Origin of the sequence: Sphingobacterium sp. 40-24 (genome assembly GCF_001899705.1) — a bacterium.
Lineage (GTDB): Bacteria > Bacteroidota > Bacteroidia > Sphingobacteriales > Sphingobacteriaceae > Sphingobacterium > Sphingobacterium multivorum.
In genome coordinates, this window is record NZ_MKWH01000008.1 from 53,873 (window position 1) to 75,899 (window position 22,027).

Below are 22,027 nucleotides of genomic sequence, written 5' to 3' on the forward strand. Positions count from 1 at the left end.
CTTTTTTAAATCGTATCAGTTTCCTCCTGATACATCTTCTTAAAAACACTTACAGCTTCATGTGAATTGCGGACACGAAGCTTTTGCAGAATATTTTGTCGATGACGATTAACTGTATTTATACTCAAACCCAATTTTTGCGCAATACTTTTGCTAATCATTCCCGCCTGAATACAGCTTAAAATTTCCCTCTCCCGTGCACTAATTGATGTTTTTGCTCCATCTCCACGCAAAGGATATACTTCTCCCGTTATTTGATTAAAAATATAATTTCTAGGACTACTATTCCCTTCCATTTCAGGAGATATGGTATAGCAACATAAAGCTAATTGCGGAAATTCATTACCAAAAGTCTTCAAGTAAAAAATCTGATGTGACATCAGGACCGTTTGCCCATCTCTACCCTCAACGCGCAAGATACTGTTCGCTTGGTAATTGTATCGCTCTTCAGTATCCAATTTTTTGACCAAATTGAGAAATTGAAGTTCCAGAGTATGTTTGATCACCAAATCATCTGGATATACACGTTCTAGCAGAAAGTCTTCCCAAATACTATTTATTTCCAACTTCTTTTCATTTGAGGGAAAGTGTAGTTTTTCAGCAACTGTCCCAACATAAGTATAACTCCAGTTGGCCGTTAGATCACTCAATACGGCGATACCGCTATGAACCTCAGCAAAGGCTTTTGCATAGCTTTTATATCTTTTTAATACGGATAAATCTACACTACTATTCCGTAATTCTCGTTCTGCAAAATTTCTACTCAATTTTTTCTTGGGATCCAATTCCATATCGATTTGCGCTTAATAATCTCCAGCCTATTATTTCATCACTTAAAAAGAGAGTCCTATCCGGAGATAGGGTAATGTTGCTTCTTTACTGAATCCTATTACTCCTTGAATAGTTAATAGATCTCCAGGCATAAAATAAATTCCTCCACCATATCCCATATGCCAATCATTGGAGTTTTCATGGCTCATCCAGACCCGTCCGACGTCATAAAAACCTATTGCTCCGACTGTTCCAGGAACAATGTAAGAAGAGTAGCTAAATAATTTTAACCGCATATCAAAATTATTATAAAGCGCTGTTTTCCCCGTAAATCGCCGAGAATTATACCCTCTTAAACTCATTTCCCCTCCAATTTGTGCATGCTGATAAAAATAAGGATCTCCCCATACCGCATCAAATCCTACACGATTGGCAAAAGTTATATAGTTGTCGGCAACCGTTTTATAAAAACTCATGGAATGCTGTAATTTTGTATAGTTACGGCCTTCGCCTCCAATTTCAGCATTCCACCCCAATCTTGTGTGAAAATGTACTCCCGATTTTGGATTACTGATATTATCACGGGTATCGTAATCTATACCAGTTGTAACCCCAGTGAAAAAATTACTACCGTAGATAGGCTCTGAAGGATATTTTTCATGAAACTCTTCAAAATATCGTCCAACATTATTTAATTCTTTACTATTATAATATTCGGAGGAGGATCCATAGAAAACCTTGAATTTAGGGTCAAGATATCTTTCTAGAAAAATATCACCATTCACAAGATCAAATCGATTTCGGTAATAGGAAATGCGCTTTGAATCCGATTTATCAAAAATGGTACTGTTTCCATATCCAAAGAAGTTACTCAGGTTTTTGGGACCAAGGGACGAAAGATGAATATATAGATCATGCCCTGCAATGAGATCCTTGTAATTACCTTTATAGTCAAACATAAATGATTCTCGACCGGTCAAATAACTCGCAAGAAACTGATGCCTATACGCATAAGGCTTCTTTCTGAACCCTTGATTTTCGATCATATACCCCAGTCCAAAAATAAGCCCACGGTCAACGCCATAGTCCAGATTAAAAACAACGCCTTTACGATCATAGACAAAATTGTCATAGTCAAACTTATGGACAACGCTGTCTTTGCTCAATTTCAAATGAATAGCATCATCAACCTGCATAGTACCCGGAACCTGATCTTTACCGTCATAGATATAAACTTTGCTGCCATTGGCAAACTTGTCAGTTGTACGATACAAATCCTGCCCATCACCACCAATTATCCGAATCTTTATCGGTGATTTGCCCGATCCATGTAACTTATATTCATCAGCGCCCGATATACCATATATGCGAACTTCTTTGGTCTGATCAGGAACAAAGGTGCGCTTTAGCAATTTTCGCCCTTCGGTCCCATCCTTTTTCTTGTTATGGATATTGACAGTGACCGAACCATCTTTATTGTAATCGACATCTACAAATTCAGATTTAGCAGACAAGGGTAGTTCAACGACACGCGCTAGAAATCGGTAGTAGGTCAATCCACTTTCCATCAGTTCGTCCCTTCTTGAACGAATATTTGTTTCCAGCTCTTTCGCACTCATTTTCACAATAGTATCAGGCATCGTTAACATGGCCTGATGAATCAACGAATCCGTCAATGTTTTCTGAACAAACTGTATTTCTTCAATCCACTCGTCCTCCGTAAGATGCGTGAGAAAAAAATGATCAAAAGTACTTGCATTAAAATTCCAATGGGGTACATTGCGGATATGTGGACTAAAGGGTTGCAAATGGGCCTTCAACCATTGATAGGAAAGTAATGTTGGAAATACACCCGAAGTTTTATAATACACCTTATCCCGATCTCTAGGGACAGGCGTATAGATCTTTTTACCTTTTTCTTTTTCAGGATCCCAACGCCAGTTATCTTGATGGCGATCCCAGTCGCCCAACGTAAAGTCTAACAATCTTGCACGTAATGTGAGCTTCTGATCAATTTGTGTATCATTGTCTTCCAATACTTTACGCACAACTTTTGCGCTATTATCTGTTTTTTGATCCTCAAAAGGGGTACGCGCCTCAAACATATAGGCCCTATTCTTAAATACCTCACGATACTCGCCAAACCTAGGGTCATCTCCTACAAAAACCAGTTCCGGTGAAGCTGAAGGAATTCCTAAAGCTTTATTAAATGGCAGAACGGTCAACGCCCCAAATGGATGATGTATCGAAATCTGATCTTGTACAATATCTTTTGCAAATGTCTTTCGGAGGCTTTCCGGAAGACTGCGCTCAGGGTATTTCTGAATGGACCTGAGCACCCACTCCCTACCTGAAGAATCTACCAGTCGAAGCGACTGGGTCTGCATACCGCCGCCCAACTTGACGATCTGAAGGCCACCTCGCTCTGTAGCAAGATCCATCACACGCATCTTAACAGGAGTATTGTATAATTTACGGTAACTATCTCCAAGCCAAAATCGATGCAATAAACCCACTCGGTCATATTCAGGTTCGATCACCGTGGTAATACTGTCCATACGCTGTGCATGCGAATTAAAAACACAGCAACAGGCAATTAATGTAAAGATTCTTCTCATTTTATCTAAGTCGGGTCTTCGAGAAATCAACAGTCGATACAGGTAGAATGTTTGATAGCCTCGAAATCTAATTGGGCTAAAGTTCACCTTTTAAAGCAAAGAATCAAAAACTTTCTGCTCCTTTTTTAGTATAAAGCCACTATTTTGATAAAACTTATTGCTCTCGGTTCGAATGGTATTACATCTAACACGCAAACGGCGACACCCTATTGACCTAGCCCAATCGGATGTCGCATGCTATAATAATCGACCCAGCCCCCGACCTCGATATTCTTCATCGACAACCAATCCCATGATTTCCGCATAAACACCAGTCTCCATACTGATAACCTGATGAACCTGAATCCAGCCAACAGTTTTATTGTCAATAATCCCCACAAATACAGCATACTCCTGCTGCCGCAACAGATCTTTCCAAAATAATTTTCATTCCTTCAATATCGGCTGGATAACCCAGTTGCTCGGTCAACCTTACGAGCTCCAAGGCATCAGATAATACCGCTTTTCTTAAGTCCATAATATTAATTTGTTTCCTATGTTTTAGAATAAGAATAGATCACCCAATACTTCAGTTATGCATCAGGTTGATCCAACAATCGGCGGTGATAATTTATTTGGCCAAGGTGATAAGTTAGATGGGTGGTCAGATGAACGAGCAAATACTGTGTCGTTGTTTTTTCCTCAAACACGAGTATGGGATATATCTCAAGAAGGTTCTCCTCCGACAACAGATCCAGAGAACGTGTAACCACATCAATCGTATCATCTATCTGATCTAATAATCGTGTTCGAGGAATGTCTTTTAACGAAAACTCAGCCGCTCGATCTCTGATATACCCCGTCTTGCCTATTTCAGCACCAATATATGTTTGAAGATTTCCGATCAGGTGTAAACATAAGTTGCCCGCTGAATTGGCAATATTTGGTTCAATAAGCCATATATTTCCTTCTTGTTTGTACAATGAAATTTCATCCCGCAGCCTGTTTAAGTCCCGTTGGAAAAGGCTTTTTAAAGTTTCTATAAGCATAGACTAAATTTAGGTATATTTTCTACTAAAAAAGCAACTTCTATATCAACACATCAACTTTAGCCGTCAATGGCCATATGTATACGAATGAAAAGTATACATCTCCACATGATATTATGTAATTTTAAACTACTTAAAGCCCAATAACCATGAAGATAGTTTCAAATTTCCCAAAGAAAACCTGGGTAATTTTTAGTGTAATAACAGTTGCGGCCACCATTCTCTTCGCTAAATGCGATAGTCCATCCGATGGAAATGACAGATTAGGCTTTCCATTTCCTTTTTATGAATATATTGGCGGCAAACGCTCAATTGAACCTGAGATTCGAAGTAGTTTCAATTTTATTTATCTTCTTTTCGATCTTATTATCTATTTTGGACTTGCTTATTTTTTCACATTTCTAATCCAGAGATCTAAAAAATAGCGTACATTGAAATGGAATTAATCGACCAAATTATTTCCATCTGTTTTATACAAGTTTTAAGCTAAACCGTCTTTATGATGAAGAGGAGCACAAAAATAACCAACCAAAGTATCGAATCAGCAGGACTTCCCAAAGACCCTAAACATGCCATTGCTGAATATTTCTGGAATGGATTTGATGCAAAAGCCACACAGATTGAACTCTCTATAGACAGTAATGAATTAGGCTACATTAATCGTGTAAGCATACAGGACAATGGCGAAGGCATACCCCTAGAGACACTTTCTTCCTCATTTGGAAACTTTTTGGATTCTATAAAAAAAAATAGTCTCAAACGGAGCTCCTATACCAGAGGAAAAAAGGGAAAGGGTCGATTTTCTTTCTCGCTTTTTGCAACACGTGCGATTTGGGATACCGTTTTTCAGGAGAATGAATATTTCTCAAGCTACCGAATTCAAATTGATCGCGAAAGTAAAGAGCAATACGATATCAGTGAAAGCAGGCTGGTAGAATCTAAAAATACGGGAACGCAAGTTACTCTTGAAGGCGTTTTTGGACTTAATGCTACATTTTTTGAAAGCGACGACTTTAACAATTTCCTCGCACAAGAGTTTGGCTGGTTTCTCTACTTGAATAAGGATAGGAATTACGCCATACGCGTCAATGGGAAGCTTTTAGCTTATGACCATTTAATCGAAGAGACAGACCAGCTTTCTTGGACAGGCTATAGCCCTGATCGTGATACTTCTTATCATTTTACCATCAATTACATTCGCTGGAACCAACAAATTGGTGATCGATATTATTATTATTTTCTGAATAGCGATAAAAAGGAAATTGCCAAAGTACTTAGCAGTTTCAACAATAACGCGATCAATTTCCACCACTCCGTCTATGTTGAATCTACCTTCTTTGATCATTTTGAACAACAAGATATCCTCCTATCTACAGAAGATAATCTTTTCTCGGGGAAGGCCAAACAAGTTATTTATCGGAATTTACATGCTGAGTTACGTGATTTACTGGATAGAAAGCAAAAAAAATATGTACTAGAGCACGCTGTCGCGGTAAAATTAACAGATCTAGAAAGAAAAGGCCTATTGCCCGAATACAGCAGCTCGGAACAAGATAAAAAAAGAAAAAACCTATTGTTAGCATTAATACAGGAACTATTTATTGTAGATCCACGCATTTTCTTCGGCATTAAAACAGACCTTATCCGCACCTATCTCGGTTTCATCGACTTGTTATTGCAGTCGGAAAAAAGCACGGAAATCCTCCCTATCATCGAACAGGCACTTCCTCTAACTGACAAAGAAAAGAATCGCATAAAACAGCTTATAACCCGCGCTGTGAACGATGAAAACACTTCTTCCGAGCAGAAAAAATAATACATTTTTATTTAATGACTTTTAGATGTCAATAAATAAAATTAAAAGTATCACTTTTGCTTAACACTGTTAAATTATTTACGCATAGCATGGGTAGCAAAGAACGCATACAACGGCTCAAAGATGAGAATAGAACTAATATTCTAGATGCTGCGCTCCAAATCGTCAAAGAAGAAGGATGGCAGGCCTTGAGTATGCGCAAAATTGCAGATATCATCGAATATACTGCCCCCATGATATACGAGTATTTCGCCAATAAAGATGCCATTCTGATGGAGCTTGCTAACCAAGGTTATCTCCTGCTTGCCAAAAAAGTAAAACAAGCCAAATCAACTGAAACCGATTTGGAGAAACAATTGGAAGCAATGTGGTTTAGCTATTGGGATTTCGCCTTCGAAGAACGCGAATTGTACCAATTAATGTTCGGTGTGGGAACGGCCTGTTGTGGTTTTGAAAAAACCTATAAATGTGCTGAATCCCATGGAAAATTGATAAGTGATGTCATCCGTGAAATCATGAAAGAGAAAAACCCATCCGAAGAATTGATCTGCAGGAAGTATTTTACGTACTGGTCAATTATACATGGATTGATTTCGATCAATTTGGTAAACCAAGGCAATGGCGACAATACCAATCAAGAGGTTTTAAAGGATGCTATTTACGGCATCACACGCTCCCTGACTGATTAATTTTTTTACACCAAAAAATACAACGTTAAGAAATCTAACACCGTTAAATATACCAAAACTTCAATTTTTAATATCACATGAAAACAAATCTATCACCAAGTCTTAAAAGGATTTACGTTCCAACACTTAACAGTGTTAAACGAATTAATATCGTAAAGACTGCATATGCGCTCAGTGCAATCTTTCTATATAGTTGTTCAACAGGCACGAGCAAACCCATTGATCCACCACCGGTTAACCTTCCGGTCGTTACCGTCGAGAATGGTAACGAGACGGTTTATCAAGAATATCCAGCAACTATTGAAGCTTCGGCCAATATTGAGATCAGGCCACAAGTCGAAGGGATTTTGGAAAACATCTATGTCGATGAAGGTGCTAAAGTAAATAAAGGTCAGGCGCTTTTTAAGATTAACGACCGCCCTTATCAGGAACAATTAAATCAAGCGAAGGCAAATTTGCTGGCAGCAAAAGCTTGCTTGGAAAACGCCGAGTTAGAAGTGGAAAAGAAAACAAAGCTGGTGAACACCAAAGTACTGACAGACTTTCAGTTAAAAACTGCAATTAGCGCACGTAACGCCGCTAGAGCAAATGTACAACTGGCACTGTCGGCGGTTGAAACGGCAAAAATCAATGTCGGATACACGCTAATACGGGCTTCAGCCGAAGGATACATCGGTAGATTGCAGCGCAAACAAGGGAGTTTAGTGGGACCTACAGACTCCCAACCACTTACAGCATTGTCAAATGTAAGGGATCTCCATGTCTATTTCTCATTGGGAGAAAATGACTTTATCGCATTCAAAAACAATACAGAAGGTAGTAATTTACAACAAAAGCTTCACAACCTACCTCCGATCAGCTTAGTTCTTTCGGATCAGACAATTTATGATCAGAAAGGAAAAATTGATATGGTGGATGGCCAGTTTGACAAAAATACCGGTGCGATTACCCTCCGCGCGACGTTCAACAATCCGGAAGGGGTTTTACGTAACGGAAATACCGGCCGTGTAAGACTACAGAAGAAGTATGCACAAGCATTATTGGTACCTCAACTTGCTACCCTTGAAATGCAGGATAAAATCTTCGTTTACACCGTTGGCAAAGAAAATAAAGTTGTTCAACAGCCCATTACTGTCATCGGAAAAAGTGGTGCAAATTACCTCGTAAGCAAAGGACTGAATGCGGGAGATCGGATTGTCTACAAAGGCATTGACCTGCTTCAGGATGGGCAGAAAATTACGCCACAAGCTTTATCAAGGGATAGCATCAATTCATTATAATATTAGAAAATCACATGCTTAAGAAATTTATAGAAAGACCTGTACTTGCTACCGTTATCTCCATATTACTTGTCATATTGGGGGTGATTGGTATCCTTAAACTGCCTTTGCAGCAGTTTCCCGATATTGCACCGCCCGCGGTGCAAGTAACGGCATTATATCCTGGGGCAAATGCCGAAACGGTACTCCGTGCCGTAGCTCCCTCACTCGAAGAGTCAATCAACGGTGTTGAAAATATGAGCTACATGAGCTCTACTGCCAGTAACGACGGCTCGTTAATGATTACCGTATATTTTAAACTTGGCACTGACCCTGACCAAGCTGCTGTGAACGTCCAAAATCGTGTGGCTCAGGCAACCAGCCAATTGCCCGCTGAGGTTGTACAAGCCGGAATTACAACAGCAAAACAGCAAAACAGCTTGATCATGGTATTGGATCTCTATACGGAAGATCAGAGTAAATACGATCAGACCTTTATTACCAACTACGCGCAAATCAATATTATTCCCGAACTGAAACGGATACCTGGTGTTGGACAAGCATTGGCGTTTGGTGGTAGCAAAGACTACTCCATGCGGGTATGGCTTAATCCAAATCAAATGGCGACCTATAAACTAACGCCTGAGGAAGTTATGGCTGCAATTCAAGATAAAAACGTTGAAGCTGCTCCTGGTAAATTCGGCGAGAGCAGCCGTGAAGCTTTTGAATTTGTGATCAAATATAAAGGTAAACTCAACCAACCAAGTGACTACGAAAATATTATTATCCGCTCCAACACTGACGGTTCAGTACTTAAACTCAAAGACGTCGCTCGTGTTGAACTGGGATCCTATACCTATGCGAGCCACACCCGTATCAATGGCAAAGCAGGATTGAATATTGGGGTAATGCAGCTGGCAGGTTCGAATGCAAATGAAATTCAGATCGCGATTCAAAAATTCATGGAGAAAGCCTCTTTAAGCTTTCCGAAAGGTGTCAAATATCTCGTTTTATACAACACAAAAGATGCACTTGATCAATCTATTGACCAAGTAAAACATACACTAGTTGAAGCATTTATATTGGTATTTTTAGTTGCCTTTCTATTCCTTCAGGACTTTAGATCGACATTAATACCAGCGATTGCAGTACCAGTAGCCATCGTTGGAACATTTTTCTTCATGCAGCTCTTCGGCTTTTCAATCAATCTATTGACCTTGTTTGCCCTGGTGCTTGCCATTGGGATTGTCGTCGATGATGCAATTGTGGTCGTCGAGGCAGTGCACGCCAAGATGGAACATGAAAATCTCCCACCTAAGCTCGCTACAACATCTGCCATGAGCGAAATCACCGGGGCAATTATCTCGATTACATTGGTGATGTCTGCCGTATTCCTTCCCATCGGCTTTATGGAAGGTTCTACCGGAGTGTTTTACCGACAATTTGCTTTCACGTTAGCGATTGCAATCGTTATTTCAGCAATTAATGCCTTGACACTAAGTCCTGCGTTATGTGCACTCTTCTTAAAACCAACGCATCATGGTCATTCTGATGCTAAGAAACTTAATTTCAAGGAACGTTTCTTTGCTGGATTCAATGTTGGATTTGACCGGTTGACTAAAAACTATTTAGGTAGTCTACGCTTCTTGATCCGTTACAAGTGGGTTGCATTTGCAGGATTGGCGATTACCCTACTTTTGACAATATTTATGATCCGTAAAACACCTACTGGATTTATTCCGTCGGAAGACCAAGGATTTATTGCCATTTCTTTATCCATGCCTGCAGGCGCTTCGTTAGATCGTACTTCTGGGGCATTAGCCGAAGCTGAGAAGCAACTTCAACATGCTGATTTTACCAAAACTTTAAATGTACTTGCTGGTTTCAATATTTTAACACAATCCACAAGTCCTTCAGCGGGTGTTGCATTTATCCTCCTTAAACCACATGAAGAACGTGGTCAGATAAAAGACATCAATGCGATTATGGCCGATGTGAATCAACGCCTGGCAAATATCAAAGGCGCAAATTTCTTTGTCTTTACCTTCCCTACAGTACCAGGGTTCAGTAATGTTGACGGTCTCGATATGGTATTGCAGGACAGAACCGGTGGACAACTTGGAAAATTCAGTGGCGTAGGCCAGAAGTTTATTGGCGAACTGATGAAACGTCCTGAAATCATGATGGCTTTCACAACCTTTAAAGCGGATTATCCACAATATGAGCTCCAGGTAGATGATATCAAGGCAGAGCAACTTGGCGTAAGCACAAAAAGTATATTACAAACCATGCAGGCCTATTTTGGTAGTGCCCAAGCTTCAGATTTTAATCGTTTTGGAAAGTACTATCGTGTGATGGTCCAAGCTGATGCCAAGGATAGAAGTGAACCTACTTCAATGGACGGTATTTTTGTAAAAAACAGATTAGGTGATATGGTTCCCATCAATACATTAGTCAAATTAGAACGTGTATATGGACCGGAAACAGCATCGCGGTACAACTTGTTTAATTCAATTGGCATAAATGCAATACCAAAACCCGGATATAGTTCTGGAGACGCTATCCGTGCGGTTGAAGAAGTTGCAAAACAACAATTGCCTACTGGATTTACCTATGAATTCTCAGGTATGACCAAGGAAGAAATTGTCTCCGGAGGACAGTCTACATTGATTTTTATTCTCTGTCTGATATTTGTTTACTTCTTGCTTGCGGCACAATATGAAAGCTACATCATTCCATTAGCGGTTATTCTATCCATTCCGACCGGCATATTTGGCGTCTTTGCAGCAATTAGCTTCACTGATATCGCCAACAACATCTATGTACAAGTTGCACTTGTCATGTTGATTGGTTTACTGGCCAAAAATGCCATTTTGATTGTGGAATTTGCTATTCAAGGGCGCAAACAGGGGCTATCGATTCCTAGCGCTGCACTTAAAGCCGCAAGATTACGTTTGAGGCCTATTATAATGACTTCTTTAGCCTTTATTGTTGGTATGATTCCAATGATGACAGCCGTAGGTCCGTCTGCTCAAGGAAATCATTCCATCAGTATTGCCGCTGCGGGTGGGATGTTCACCGGAGTAGTTTTAGGACTCTTTATTATCCCGATTCTCTTTATTTTCTTCCAATTTATCCAAGAGAAAATAGCTGGTGCCCCGAAGCAAAAACAGTATGAAAGCGAGACCGCTTCGTTGGAAATACCCGTGCATACAAACAATTAGTATATCATGACAAAATTTAAATATATGAATAGTAAAGCAAAGTTACTGACGGTTTTCATCTTATCTTTTGTCGCATGGTCCTGTAAAACAGATAAGTTGGTCAGCAATCAACACCTTGCCCCTAACTTACCCGAACAGTACCGCGACCAAGCTAAAGCTCCGCAGGAAACTAGCATTGGCTCTATTCCATGGCGTGATTTTTTTAAAGATCAAATCCTACAGACATTGATTGACAGTGCAATACAACATAACTTAGATATGAAGCTAGCACTGAAAAACATAGAAGCGTCTCAACTGAGCCTGAAACAAGCAAAAGCGAACTATCTTCCCTCAGCCCAGCTACAGATCAGGGGAAATAGCACCAATCCATCCAATAACAGTATGAATGGATTGAGCCTTGGACAGTTTTTAGGCCAACATCATGTGGAGGATTATACGGCATCCTTAGGTTTATCCTGGGAGGCCGATCTATGGGGTAAAATCAAAAATCAAAATATCGCTGCTTTAGCTTCCTATCTGCAGACAGAAGAAGCTAAAAAAGTAATTCAAACCCAATTAATTGCACAAGTTGCACAAGGTTACTATCAACTGCTGATGCTATATCAATTGCGTGATATTGCCAAACAAAACTTGCAATTAAGCGATACAACCTTACGCATCGTCCAACAGCAATATGAAGTTGGTGACATTACGCTGCTTGCGTTGGAACAGGTCGATGCGCAACGATTGTCCGCAGCGGCGTTAATCCCTGACTTTGAACGGCAGATCACTATTCAGGAAAATGCCATTCAGATTCTTAGCGGAAAACTCCCACAAGAGATTAAGACAGCGGAGAAATTGACAGACATCCAGTTCCCCGAAGAGCTAGCAACTGGCATACCAGCTGATTTGTTGAGCCACCGTCCGGATGTAAAACAGGCCGAACTAGCTGTTACAGCTTCACAGGCCTATCAACAGTATGCAAAAGCGCGCATGTATCCTTCCTTGATGATTAGTGCCGAAGCTGGCGTAAACGCATTCAAAGCAAGTAATTGGTTCAACTTGCCCGCGTCATTATTTGGTGCAATTACAGGGAGTATTACACAACCTATTTTCCAACGCAAGGAATTAAAAACGCAATATGAGCTGGCGCGTGTCGAACAAGAAAAGAATGTATTGATCTTCAAGCAAAAAGTAATTTCAGCCGCTGGGGAAGTATCCGATGCTTTAATTTCAATTCAAAAATTGAAAGAAAAACAAAAGATTACTTCGGATAGAACGACGCGTTTAAAGCAAGCGACAAAGCATGCCAATCTTTTGTTTGAAACAGGAATGGCCACCTACTTGGAAGTAATCACAGCGCAAAGCAATATCTTACAAAGTGAGCTCGAACTTGCTCAGGTAAAAAAAGCGGAGCTTTCTGCTGTTGTTGATCTATACCGCTCATTGGGAGGTGGATGGAGCAATAACTAATACGGTATAAAAAGCAATTTTCTAATTTTATTATACATATCTGGTAGATGGGGGGCCCTTAGGGTCCCCTGTTTTATTTTTATCCGAAGTTCATTTTTACACCACCTTTAACATAACGCCCTGTAAAGCAAACTTCAAATCAGGCAATACATAAGCTTTTTCTATTTTTTAGAATTTCTTCAACAACCCGATCGCATTCAATTTATAAATCCTTCAAACCTTGGAATAAAAGAGACAAATGCAACTGAACCAATGCGATTACTTTTGTTTCATAATATAAATTTTATAAAATGAGAGATTTAAAAAAAATTGCATTAGCGGTATGTATCGCCTTAAGCACATTAGTAGCGATGAGCTGCAGTAAAGATGACGAAACTGTTGTTGAGCCACAGCTTACACCAAGCGAAATATTGGCCAGTACACCTTGGGAAACAACAAACGCAAAGAATAATAAAGGTGAAAGTGTAGTATTAACAGATGCTAACGTGGCAAATTTTGTAGGATTTGCTTATTTCAAATCTGATGGTACTTTTACAATGTTCAATCTTGACAATTCTCCAAAAATGCACGGCGACTGGACCGTATCTGCAGATGGTAAAACGAGAACAATTGTTGCTAAAAATGCTGCTGGAGAAACGTTGTTTACTCGTGTGGTTGATATTACGGTATTAACAAAGAAAGAATTCACTTATAGAGTTTATCCAAACGCTAATGACAAAACGATCTATTTCGATATCATCCATACACCAACAACTCATCAAGAGCCAAAATAATTTATTAGATAACACATCGAAAAAATAGTAACCACAATAAAACAGAAAGGCTTGACGAAATGATGTCAAGCCTTTCTGTCTATCGCTAAAAACGAATTCCATATTCAAAGTCACTCTTTGACACGATTAGATCAAATGATTATAAAACAAAAGATAACTACAAGATTTACAATATATTAAAAAAATATCACAGGGATTTCATTATGAATTATACACTGATAGGCCAAGGTTAGATCATCTATCAGCCTTCGTCAATATACGCCTGAGTGCATCAAATTGATATTTCAGTCAGGGCTTTATACGCTTCAGCAGAAATTTGTCGTCCAATACTAAAAGGAATTACGAAATTTGCATAGATTTCACCGATACAGATAAGTTAAAAGAATGCAGGATATAGCGATCTATAAAAACGATAAGACTCTAATTAGTACAAATAAAAAAAGGCTGATATTTACCTTTCTGTCCTTTCTGCTTATTTATCTCGTTGCCTATATTATTGATCCTTTCTCGAGTTGCTGGGATGGCTATTTTAAACGGAATATGTTTGAAATACTCGGTGAATGGACATTTACGATCATTTATAGCTTTATCATTTCCGAATTTAGTATCATTGTCCATGACAAGCTTAATAAGTTCTTAACCTGGAAAGATAGTCCGACAGAGCGACTTCTACTTGAAACCGTCATCAACCTTTTTGCAGTACTCTTTATCAATTTACTTCTGGAGTACCTGATTTCAAAATATTATTTTGGACCTCAAAATGTTACTATAGCCCCATCTTTGGAGGAAAAAAGGGGGATGATTCAAAACATTACAATCAGTGTATTGATTGCGTTGATGATCATGGGGATCAATATTGGTAGTCATTTGATCACCAACTGGAAGAATGAATCCATGCGCGCTGCAAAGCTTGATCAGGTCATTCTTGAAACAGAACTTCAATCGTTAAAATTACAGATCGACCCCCATTTTGTCTTTAATAACCTAAGCGTGCTGTCAGAAATCATCCTCGAAGACCAACAATTAGGCTATGAATATGCAGAAAACTTCTCCAAAATATATCGCTACCTTCTTGTCAATTCCAAAAAGGACATTATCTCACTCGAAGAAGAACTCAACTTTCTAAATTCATACATATTTCTCATCAAAAACCGATTTGGCGATGGGGTAAACTTCGAAATAAACGTCAATCCCGCCAAACGCAATTGCCAATTACCTCCTCTTACCTTACAGTTATTGGTAGAAAATGCATTAAAGCATAATCAGACAAATAAGAGAAAACCGCTGAAAATTAAAGTCTACACCAACGCCCAGAATCAACTTGTTGTTGAAAATATATTAATTCCTATTGAGAATGTATCCGAATCATCGGGAATCGGAATTTCAAACATCATTAAAAGATACGATTTGCTATCCAACTTAAAACTGCAAATAAAGAATGATGGCAAAACATTTAACGTTATCCTCCCACTTTTAGCGCAAGCATAATGAATATAACCAAAGTATTAATCATCGAGGACGAAAAACTCAATGCCGATCGTTTAAAGCGACTTTTGAAAGAAATAAAACCATCCATCGTTATTTTGGATGTACTTGATAATATTGCGGATAGCATCAATTGGTTCAATAGCAATGAACTTCCCCACCTGGTCATGATGGATATTCGTTTATCCGATGGCTTAAGCTTTGAAATATTAGAGACTATAAAAATAGACTGCCCAATCATATTTACAACAGCATTTGACGAATACGCTGTGAGGGCTTTTAAATTCAATAGCATAGATTATTTGCTCAAACCTGTAGAAAAAATAGAGCTGGGAAATGCCATCCAAAAACTTGACTATCAAAAAGATCTCCAGATCAACCAACAACCGCTTCAAGGTTTATTGGATTTTATCTATCCAAAAGATTTTCGCTCACGTTTTCTAATTCCATTCAAAGACGGTTATAAGACCATTCTCGTCGAAGAAATATTATACTTTTACTCCGAATTTAAACTTACCCATGCGCAACTCAAATGTGGTACTGTCGAAATTGTCCCTCAAACAATGGAAGAACTCGAACAGCAATTGAATCCAAAAGTATTTTTTCGCGCCAACAGGCAATTCATTGTACATATAGATGCGATCAAAAGATTACATAACCACTTCAACGGAAAACTAAAAATAGAAATTAAAAATAACGATCAAGTGGAAATCCTTGTGAGCAGAGAAAAGGCTCAACTGCTAAAAAATTGGTTAGACTATTAATGTTAAAACTGATCCCCTTGCTCCTTTTTTCGTCAGAAAGGTAAAGTAAGTTTTCGCGATGAAGAAGGGATGTTAATCTATAAGCCCAATATCTTCAACACAATTGGATCGTACCATTTAATATCGTAAAATTCAGCTCACCACTGTGACGTTTCAGTAAGCAATTGTAACGTCTCGGTAGATTTCTTTGCCTTATGGCTTAAAAGAATTCTTTTCTTTGTTTCATTATAAAATGATAAAATGGCACAAAGAACGATGACTTTAAAACCTTTCCTTACACTTATTACAGCAGCAGCATTATTATCGTCCTGTGGAGGCAACCAAGATCAACCGCAAGAGCAGGCAGTTACTGTTGACTTTATCGAATTATCTCCTACCCACGCGGAGACCGAAAAAAAATATCCTGGTACATTAGAGGGGACCGTCAACGTCGATGTCAAAGCGCAAGTAACGGGATATCTGGATCAGATTTATGTCAAAGAAGGAGACTATGTATCCCAGGGTCAACCCCTTTTCAAAATAAAAGCTGATATCTACAACGAACAAGTAAACAACAGCAAGGCAGCTTACCAAGCTGCTTTATCGGCAGAACAAAACGCGAAATTGGAGATTGAAAAAATCAAACCACTTGTTGAAGGTAAAGTGTATACCGAATTACAGTTAAAAACTGCAGAGGCCAATTATGCCGCAGCTAAAGCACAGGTAGCGCAAGCACAAGCTGCACTCGGTTCATCTCAAATAAATGCCAAATTTACGTTGATCAATGCACCAGTGAGTGGTTATATCGGCCGTATTCCTAATCGGATCGGAAATTTAATTACCGCAGCAGATGCGACACCGTTAACAACGCTATCTGAAATCAATACCGTAAATGTGTATTTTTAATTGAGTGAGGCCGATTTTATAGCCTTTATCAAAGATCAGAATAACAAATCATCCAATCAACAAGCAACGCTATTACTAGCTGATGGAACGGCATACAACCATTCGGGGAAAGTAGAATTAGCCAGTGGTAACATCGACAGAACAACCGGAAGCATGGCACTTAAAGCAAGTTTCACCAACCCTGATAAAATTCTCCGTTCGGGTGGTTCAGCCAAAGTAATCTTGAAAAAAGCGCACGAAAACGTATTGTTGGTACCTATGGCGGCTGTCAAGGATATTCAAGATCGCTACTTCGTTTATGTTATTGGCGAAAAGAACAAAATTTCCATGAAACAGATTGAAATTGCGGGAAATACCGCCAACGCCTATTTACTTAAATCAGGACTTACAGCTGGTGAAAAAATCGTTATGAATAGAATTGACATGCTTAACGATGGAATGCAAGTTCAACCGACTAAAAAATCCACCATGTAACCAGATGGAGCGTAGATAGCAACGGCAGAGCTGCTGAAAAAGTTCCTTTTTAAATATTTGGGAGAAATCTAGGCAATAGCAATCATGGCAAAAGCTGCAACGTCCAAAGAGCGGTAACACGCCTTTACGTTCCGTATGCGTTTTTAAAAAATGGTACTAAAAGCTTTATAAAAATTATACTAAAATGTTAAAGAAATTTATTGACAGGCCAGTTTTGGCAACTGTTATATCGATCATATTTGTCATACTGGGGGTCATCGGTCTTTTTAGGCTGCCCCAAACGCGATTCCCGGATATCGCCCCGCCCACGGTCCAAGTTACCGGAAGCTATCCCGGAGGAAATAGTGAAACAGTATTGAGATCAGTTGTTACACCCCTTGAAGAACAAATCAATGGTGTGGAGGACATGGAATACATTACATCGACTGCAAGTAACGATGGTACATTCTCTGTGCGCATTGTCTTTAAAGCAGGTGTAAACCCAGATCAAGCAGCCGTCAACGTGCAAAACAGAGTACAACAGGCTACTCCGATCTTGCCACAGGAAGTTGTCCGGATGGGATTAACAACCTCCAAGCAACAAAATAGTATGATCATGATATTTAATATCTATACAGAAGATAATAAAAAATATGATGAACTATTTTTACAGAATTATGTGAACATCAACTTGATCCCACAGATCAAGCGTGTTCCCGGGGTCGGTCAGGCGATGGTATTTGGTTCCAAAGACTATTCGATGCGTGTATGGTTGAATCCGCAAAAAATGGCAAGTTATGGACTTGTGCCGCAAGAAGTCATCGCTGCAATTTCCAAACAAAGTCTGGAATCTGCACCTGGAAAATTAGGTGAAGAATCAAAAGCACCTCTTGAATATGTTATACGCTATAAGGGGAAAAAGAATCTTCCAGAGCAGTATGAAAACATTATCGTTAAAAACAATAATGTCCAGATCGTACGTTTAAAGGATGTGGCACGTATTGAGTTTGGCTCGATCAGCTATAGCGGTAATTCCCAAAATAACGGTCTCAATACCGTCACCATCGGTATATTCCAGACATCAGGCTCCAACGCCAATGAAATTGAAATTGGAATCGACAAACAGATTGAAATAGCGCAACGCTCATTTCCTCCTGGAATCAAGATTTTTAAATTGATCAGTACCAAGGAGCGCTTGGATGAAAGTACAGCCCAGGTACGCTCGACATTAATTGAAGCCTTCATTTTGGTTTTCCTCGTTGTCTTCTTATTCTTACAAGACATACGATCGACTATTATTCCAGCAATTGCAGTCCCTGTAGCTATCGTAGGTACCTTCTTCTTCCTGCTCGTATTTGGCTTTACCATCAATATATTGACGTTATTTGCCCTCGTACTCGCCATTGGTATTGTTGTCGATGATGCAATTGTCGTTGTCGAAGCAGTACATGGAAAGATGGAGACTTCCAATTTAACAGGTAAACAGGCTACCCATAGTGCCATGAGTGAAATCACTGGAGCTGTAATCTCCATTACCTTGGTGATGTGTGCAGTTTTTATTCCTATTGGATTTATGACAGGTTCATCGGGCATGTTTTATAAACAGTTTGCCTATACTCTTGTGATCGCCATTGTGATCTCTGCGATCAATGCCTTGACGCTGACACCTGCACTATGTGCATTATTACTTAAAAATACACACGCCGAAAATCAAGATGGACAGACCTCAAAAACTGGGTTTTCTCAGCGTTTTTTCAAAGCGTTTAACGCAGGCTTCGAAAACATGACCAATCGATACGTTGGTTCATTAAAATTCCTTGCAAAGAAAAAATGGATTTCGTCACTTTTGATCCTGGCTACAATTGGCGTTGCGGGGTACCTCATGACAAGCACTTCCAAAAGTTTCGTACCAATGGAAGATGATAACTTTGTCGTATACAGTTTGGAAATGCCCCCAGGAACGGGACTGGACCGAACAACAAAAGCAGTAGAAAAAATCGAAAAACTACTGGCCGATATCCCTTCGATTGAAAGCCATACAAGTATTACTGGATTCAATATGATCGGTAACAACTCCAGCGCAGCCTATGCGACAGGATTTATACGCTTGAAAGATAAAAAGAAACGTGGTGAGATGAACGATATTGATCAGATTCACCAAGTTATCTCACAAAAATTATCCAGTGTCAAAGAAGGTAACGCAATGGCATTTCGCTCCCCTCCTGTTGATGGTTATGGTATGATGAATGGCGCGGAACTCGTTTTGCAGGACAGAGCTGGTAAATCGCCGGTAGAGCTCAAAGCAATGTCCGACTCCGTTATTGCGCAGATTATGAAACAACCGGGAGTGCAATTTGCCTATACCATGTTCAGAGCAGATTATCCACAGATGGAGTTAGAAGTAGATGAAGACAAAGCGGCCCAACTTGGCGTAGATGTCAGTGAAATGCTTTCGTCCGTTCAAACTTACTTTGCGGGTGACCAATCATTGAATTTCAATCGTTTCGGTAAATTCTATCGGATAGCAGTTAAAGCTGATGGCATTTATAGAACCGATAAAGAAGCATTCAACGAAATATTTGTCAAGAATAATCTTGGCCAAATGGTCCCTGTAAATACCTTGGTCACACTTCGTAAAGTGTATGGTCCTGAGTCGGTAACCCGTTATAATTTATACAATTCGCTCACGATAAACGTTGTTAGTACGCCTGGTATCAGTAATGGTGCGATCATGGAAACATTGGAGAAAAATGTATTGACCAAGTTACCGGGAGACTACAGCTACGAATGGACGGGACTTAGCTTGGAAGAGAAGTCATCAGGCAATCAAACCGTACTTATCTTAGCATTAAGCTTGCTATTTGTCTATTTCTTACTATCAGCACAGTACGAAAGTTATTTATTGCCTCTTGCCGTCCTGTTATCAATCCCAACAGGTATGATCGGCTCTTTCCTAGGAACACGTGCTATTGGATTGGACAACAATATCTACGTCCAGGTCGGCTTGATCATGCTCATCGGTCTTTTGGCAAAAAATGCCATTTTGATTGTTGAATTTGCTTTACAGCGGAGAAGAGCAGGCTCCTCACTCATTGATTCGGCTTTAGAAGGCGCAAGAGCTCGTCTACGCCCAATCTTGATGACTTCATTGGCTTTCATTGCGGGTATGGTCCCCTTGATGTTTGCGACCGGCGGAACGGCTACAGGTAACCATTCCATCAGTACAGGAGCAGCAATGGGTATGTTAAGCGGTGTTATCCTTGGGGTAATTATTATACCATTACTGTACCTGGTGTTCCAATATTTGCAAGAAAAAGTTTCGGGTAAAAAACTTACGGACAATACAGTACACAATACAAACGATTAAAATGAAAAAATTTCATCACTATATAACAATTTTCGCAAGCACTACCCTGTTGTTGTCCGCATGCAGCGTGGGCAAAAAATACACCCGTCAGGAGATAGCAATGCCCGAAAATTTCAAAAACAGCGAGGTTGTCGTGACGTCTGATACGCTACAGCTATCCTGGCGTAACTTTGTACAGGATCCCCTGTTGACATCACTCATTGAAAAGGCTTTGTCCAATAATACGGACGTCAATGTAGCACTCCTGAACATGCAACAATTGGAACTCGCGTACAAGCAGTCTAAGAAAGGATTACTACCAACAGCTGATTTAAGTATTGGAGCGAATAGAACCTGGTTATCGAGCAACTCTTTAAATGGCTCACTAAGTGACCAATTTATCGGGACGCCTCATATGGACGATTATAGTGCTACGCTCAGATTGTCTTGGGAAGCCGATATATGGGGAAAGGTAAAAATGCAAAAAGAAGAATCCTTGGCCAATTTTTTTGGCCAAAAGGAAAATTTATCGGCTTTGAAAACCCGGGTTATTGTACAGGTCATCCAGTCATATTACAATCTGATTGCTTTGGATGAACAGCTTAAGATTGCACAAAGAAATGTTCAATTGAGCGATAGCACACTGAATATGATACGTTTGCAATACAACTCATCACTGGTCAGTTCGCTTGCTGTGGAGCAAGCCGAAGCTCAGAAGAAAACTGCTGAATTATTAATTCCCCTAGCCCATCAAAATATGGCAGTCGAAGAAAATGCACTGAGCATTCTTTGCGGAGGTTTCCCCGAGGGCATTCAACGTACAGCAAGTTTAGATGATACGATTGTTGGAGACGGACTTGCCGCAGGGGTACCGGCCGAACTATTAAGCCGCAGACCAGATGTCAGAGCAGCTGAATACGCTGTTGTGGCTGCGACAAGCAGAATGGGACTCGCTAAAGCAGCAATGTACCCCTCCATAAGCTTGACTCCATCCATTGGTACAAACTCCATTCAATTTAGCAAATGGTTTGATCTACCGGGTTCTATTGTGAAAACAATAGCAGGGAATATTGCTCAACCGATTTTTCAGAAAGGGGCCTTGAAAACAAACTATGAGATATCGGTCATCGAACGCGAAAAGATAGCTTTGCAGTTTAAACAGTCGGTTATGGTCGCAGTTTCGGAAGTTTCTGATGCCTTGGCAAAAATCAAACATACAGAACAGCGCCTGCGACTTATCCACGCCAAATCAAATGCCCTCGCCAAAGCCACCGCTGATGCGGCCTTACTTTACAAAAGTGGGATGGCAAACTATTTGGAAGTGATAACTGCCCAAAACAATGCACTTCAAAATGATTTGGAACGTATTACAGTAAAACGGGAAAAGCTCAATGCGGCCATAGATCTTTACCGTGCACTGGGGGGCGGAACGGATACTTTACCGTCAAATACGCCATAAAAGCA

15 protein-coding genes and 1 pseudogene are annotated in these 22,027 nt (G+C 39.8%); 11 read left to right on the forward strand and 5 right to left on the reverse strand.

Annotated elements, in window-relative coordinates; genetic code table 11:
- Positions 1 to 5: 5 nt before the first annotated feature.
- The 5 genes from BGP15_RS02595 to BGP15_RS02610 form a co-directional block, all read right to left on the reverse strand.
- A complete protein-coding gene (locus tag BGP15_RS02595; RefSeq protein ID WP_286768609.1) occupies positions 6 to 791 on the reverse strand; it encodes a response regulator transcription factor in 786 nt (261 codons plus the stop codon).
- A 42-nt stretch (positions 792 to 833) separates the two neighbouring features.
- A complete protein-coding gene (locus BGP15_RS02600; RefSeq protein ID WP_286768610.1) occupies positions 834 to 3,389 on the reverse strand; it encodes a BamA/TamA family outer membrane protein in 2,556 nt (851 codons plus the stop codon).
- A 237-nt stretch (positions 3,390 to 3,626) separates the two neighbouring features.
- On the reverse strand, positions 3,627 to 3,767 hold the full coding sequence (locus tag BGP15_RS26905) for a GNAT family N-acetyltransferase (protein ID WP_353681975.1): 141 nt from the start codon (positions 3,765 to 3,767) through the stop codon (positions 3,627 to 3,629).
- Positions 3,754 to 3,906, reverse strand: coding sequence for a hypothetical protein (locus BGP15_RS02605; RefSeq protein WP_286768611.1), 153 nt, complete (start codon positions 3,904 to 3,906; stop codon positions 3,754 to 3,756). The genes BGP15_RS26905 and BGP15_RS02605 overlap by 14 nt, the downstream gene beginning before the upstream one ends.
- Positions 3,907 to 3,961: 55 nt before the next feature.
- Positions 3,962 to 4,417 (reverse strand): DUF1572 family protein, encoded by a 456-nt coding sequence (locus BGP15_RS02610; RefSeq protein ID WP_286768612.1) that lies wholly within the window; start codon positions 4,415 to 4,417, stop codon positions 3,962 to 3,964.
- A 499-nt stretch (positions 4,418 to 4,916) separates the two neighbouring features.
- Between BGP15_RS02610 and BGP15_RS02615 the strand changes: the two genes are divergently transcribed.
- From BGP15_RS02615 to BGP15_RS02665, 11 genes and pseudogenes are all read left to right on the forward strand, one after another.
- Positions 4,917 to 6,233, forward strand: a complete 1,317-nt coding sequence (locus tag BGP15_RS02615) for an ATP-binding protein (RefSeq protein WP_286768613.1) — start codon at positions 4,917 to 4,919, stop codon at positions 6,231 to 6,233.
- 89 nt (positions 6,234 to 6,322) lie between these two features.
- Positions 6,323 to 6,922 (forward strand): TetR/AcrR family transcriptional regulator, encoded by a 600-nt coding sequence (locus BGP15_RS02620; protein ID WP_046674552.1) that lies wholly within the window; start codon positions 6,323 to 6,325, stop codon positions 6,920 to 6,922.
- A gap of 77 nt (positions 6,923 to 6,999) precedes the next feature.
- Positions 7,000 to 8,202: an efflux RND transporter periplasmic adaptor subunit gene (locus BGP15_RS02625; RefSeq protein ID WP_286768614.1), complete on the forward strand. Its 1,203-nt coding sequence runs from the start codon at positions 7,000 to 7,002 to the stop codon at positions 8,200 to 8,202.
- Between the two features lie 14 nt (positions 8,203 to 8,216).
- A complete protein-coding gene (locus BGP15_RS02630) occupies positions 8,217 to 11,405 on the forward strand; it encodes an efflux RND transporter permease subunit (RefSeq protein ID WP_286768615.1) in 3,189 nt (1,062 codons plus the stop codon).
- 24 nt (positions 11,406 to 11,429) lie between these two features.
- Positions 11,430 to 12,857 carry an efflux transporter outer membrane subunit gene (locus BGP15_RS02635; RefSeq protein ID WP_286768616.1) on the forward strand — a complete coding sequence of 476 codons (1,428 nt, stop codon included), beginning with the start codon at positions 11,430 to 11,432 and terminating at the stop codon, positions 12,855 to 12,857.
- A 290-nt stretch (positions 12,858 to 13,147) separates the two neighbouring features.
- A complete protein-coding gene (locus BGP15_RS02640; protein WP_286768617.1) occupies positions 13,148 to 13,630 on the forward strand; it encodes a DUF4822 domain-containing protein in 483 nt (160 codons plus the stop codon).
- A 384-nt stretch (positions 13,631 to 14,014) separates the two neighbouring features.
- Positions 14,015 to 15,118, forward strand: a complete 1,104-nt coding sequence (locus BGP15_RS02645; protein ID WP_070565481.1) for a sensor histidine kinase — start codon at positions 14,015 to 14,017, stop codon at positions 15,116 to 15,118.
- Positions 15,118 to 15,879, forward strand: coding sequence for a LytR/AlgR family response regulator transcription factor (locus BGP15_RS02650; protein ID WP_115045752.1), 762 nt, complete (start codon positions 15,118 to 15,120; stop codon positions 15,877 to 15,879). The genes BGP15_RS02645 and BGP15_RS02650 overlap by 1 nt, the downstream gene beginning before the upstream one ends.
- 255 nt (positions 15,880 to 16,134) lie before the next feature.
- Positions 16,135 to 17,238 (forward strand): annotated as a pseudogene (locus BGP15_RS02655) (efflux RND transporter periplasmic adaptor subunit).
- A gap of 184 nt (positions 17,239 to 17,422) precedes the next feature.
- Entirely contained in the window at positions 17,423 to 20,584 is a 3,162-nt protein-coding gene (locus tag BGP15_RS02660; RefSeq protein ID WP_115045748.1) for an efflux RND transporter permease subunit, read from the forward strand.
- Position 20,585: 1 nt separating this feature from the next.
- The gene (locus BGP15_RS02665; RefSeq protein ID WP_286768618.1) at positions 20,586 to 22,022 is read left to right on the forward strand and encodes an efflux transporter outer membrane subunit; all 1,437 of its coding nucleotides are present in this window, start codon (positions 20,586 to 20,588) and stop codon (positions 22,020 to 22,022) included.
- Positions 22,023 to 22,027: the final 5 nt, after the last annotated feature.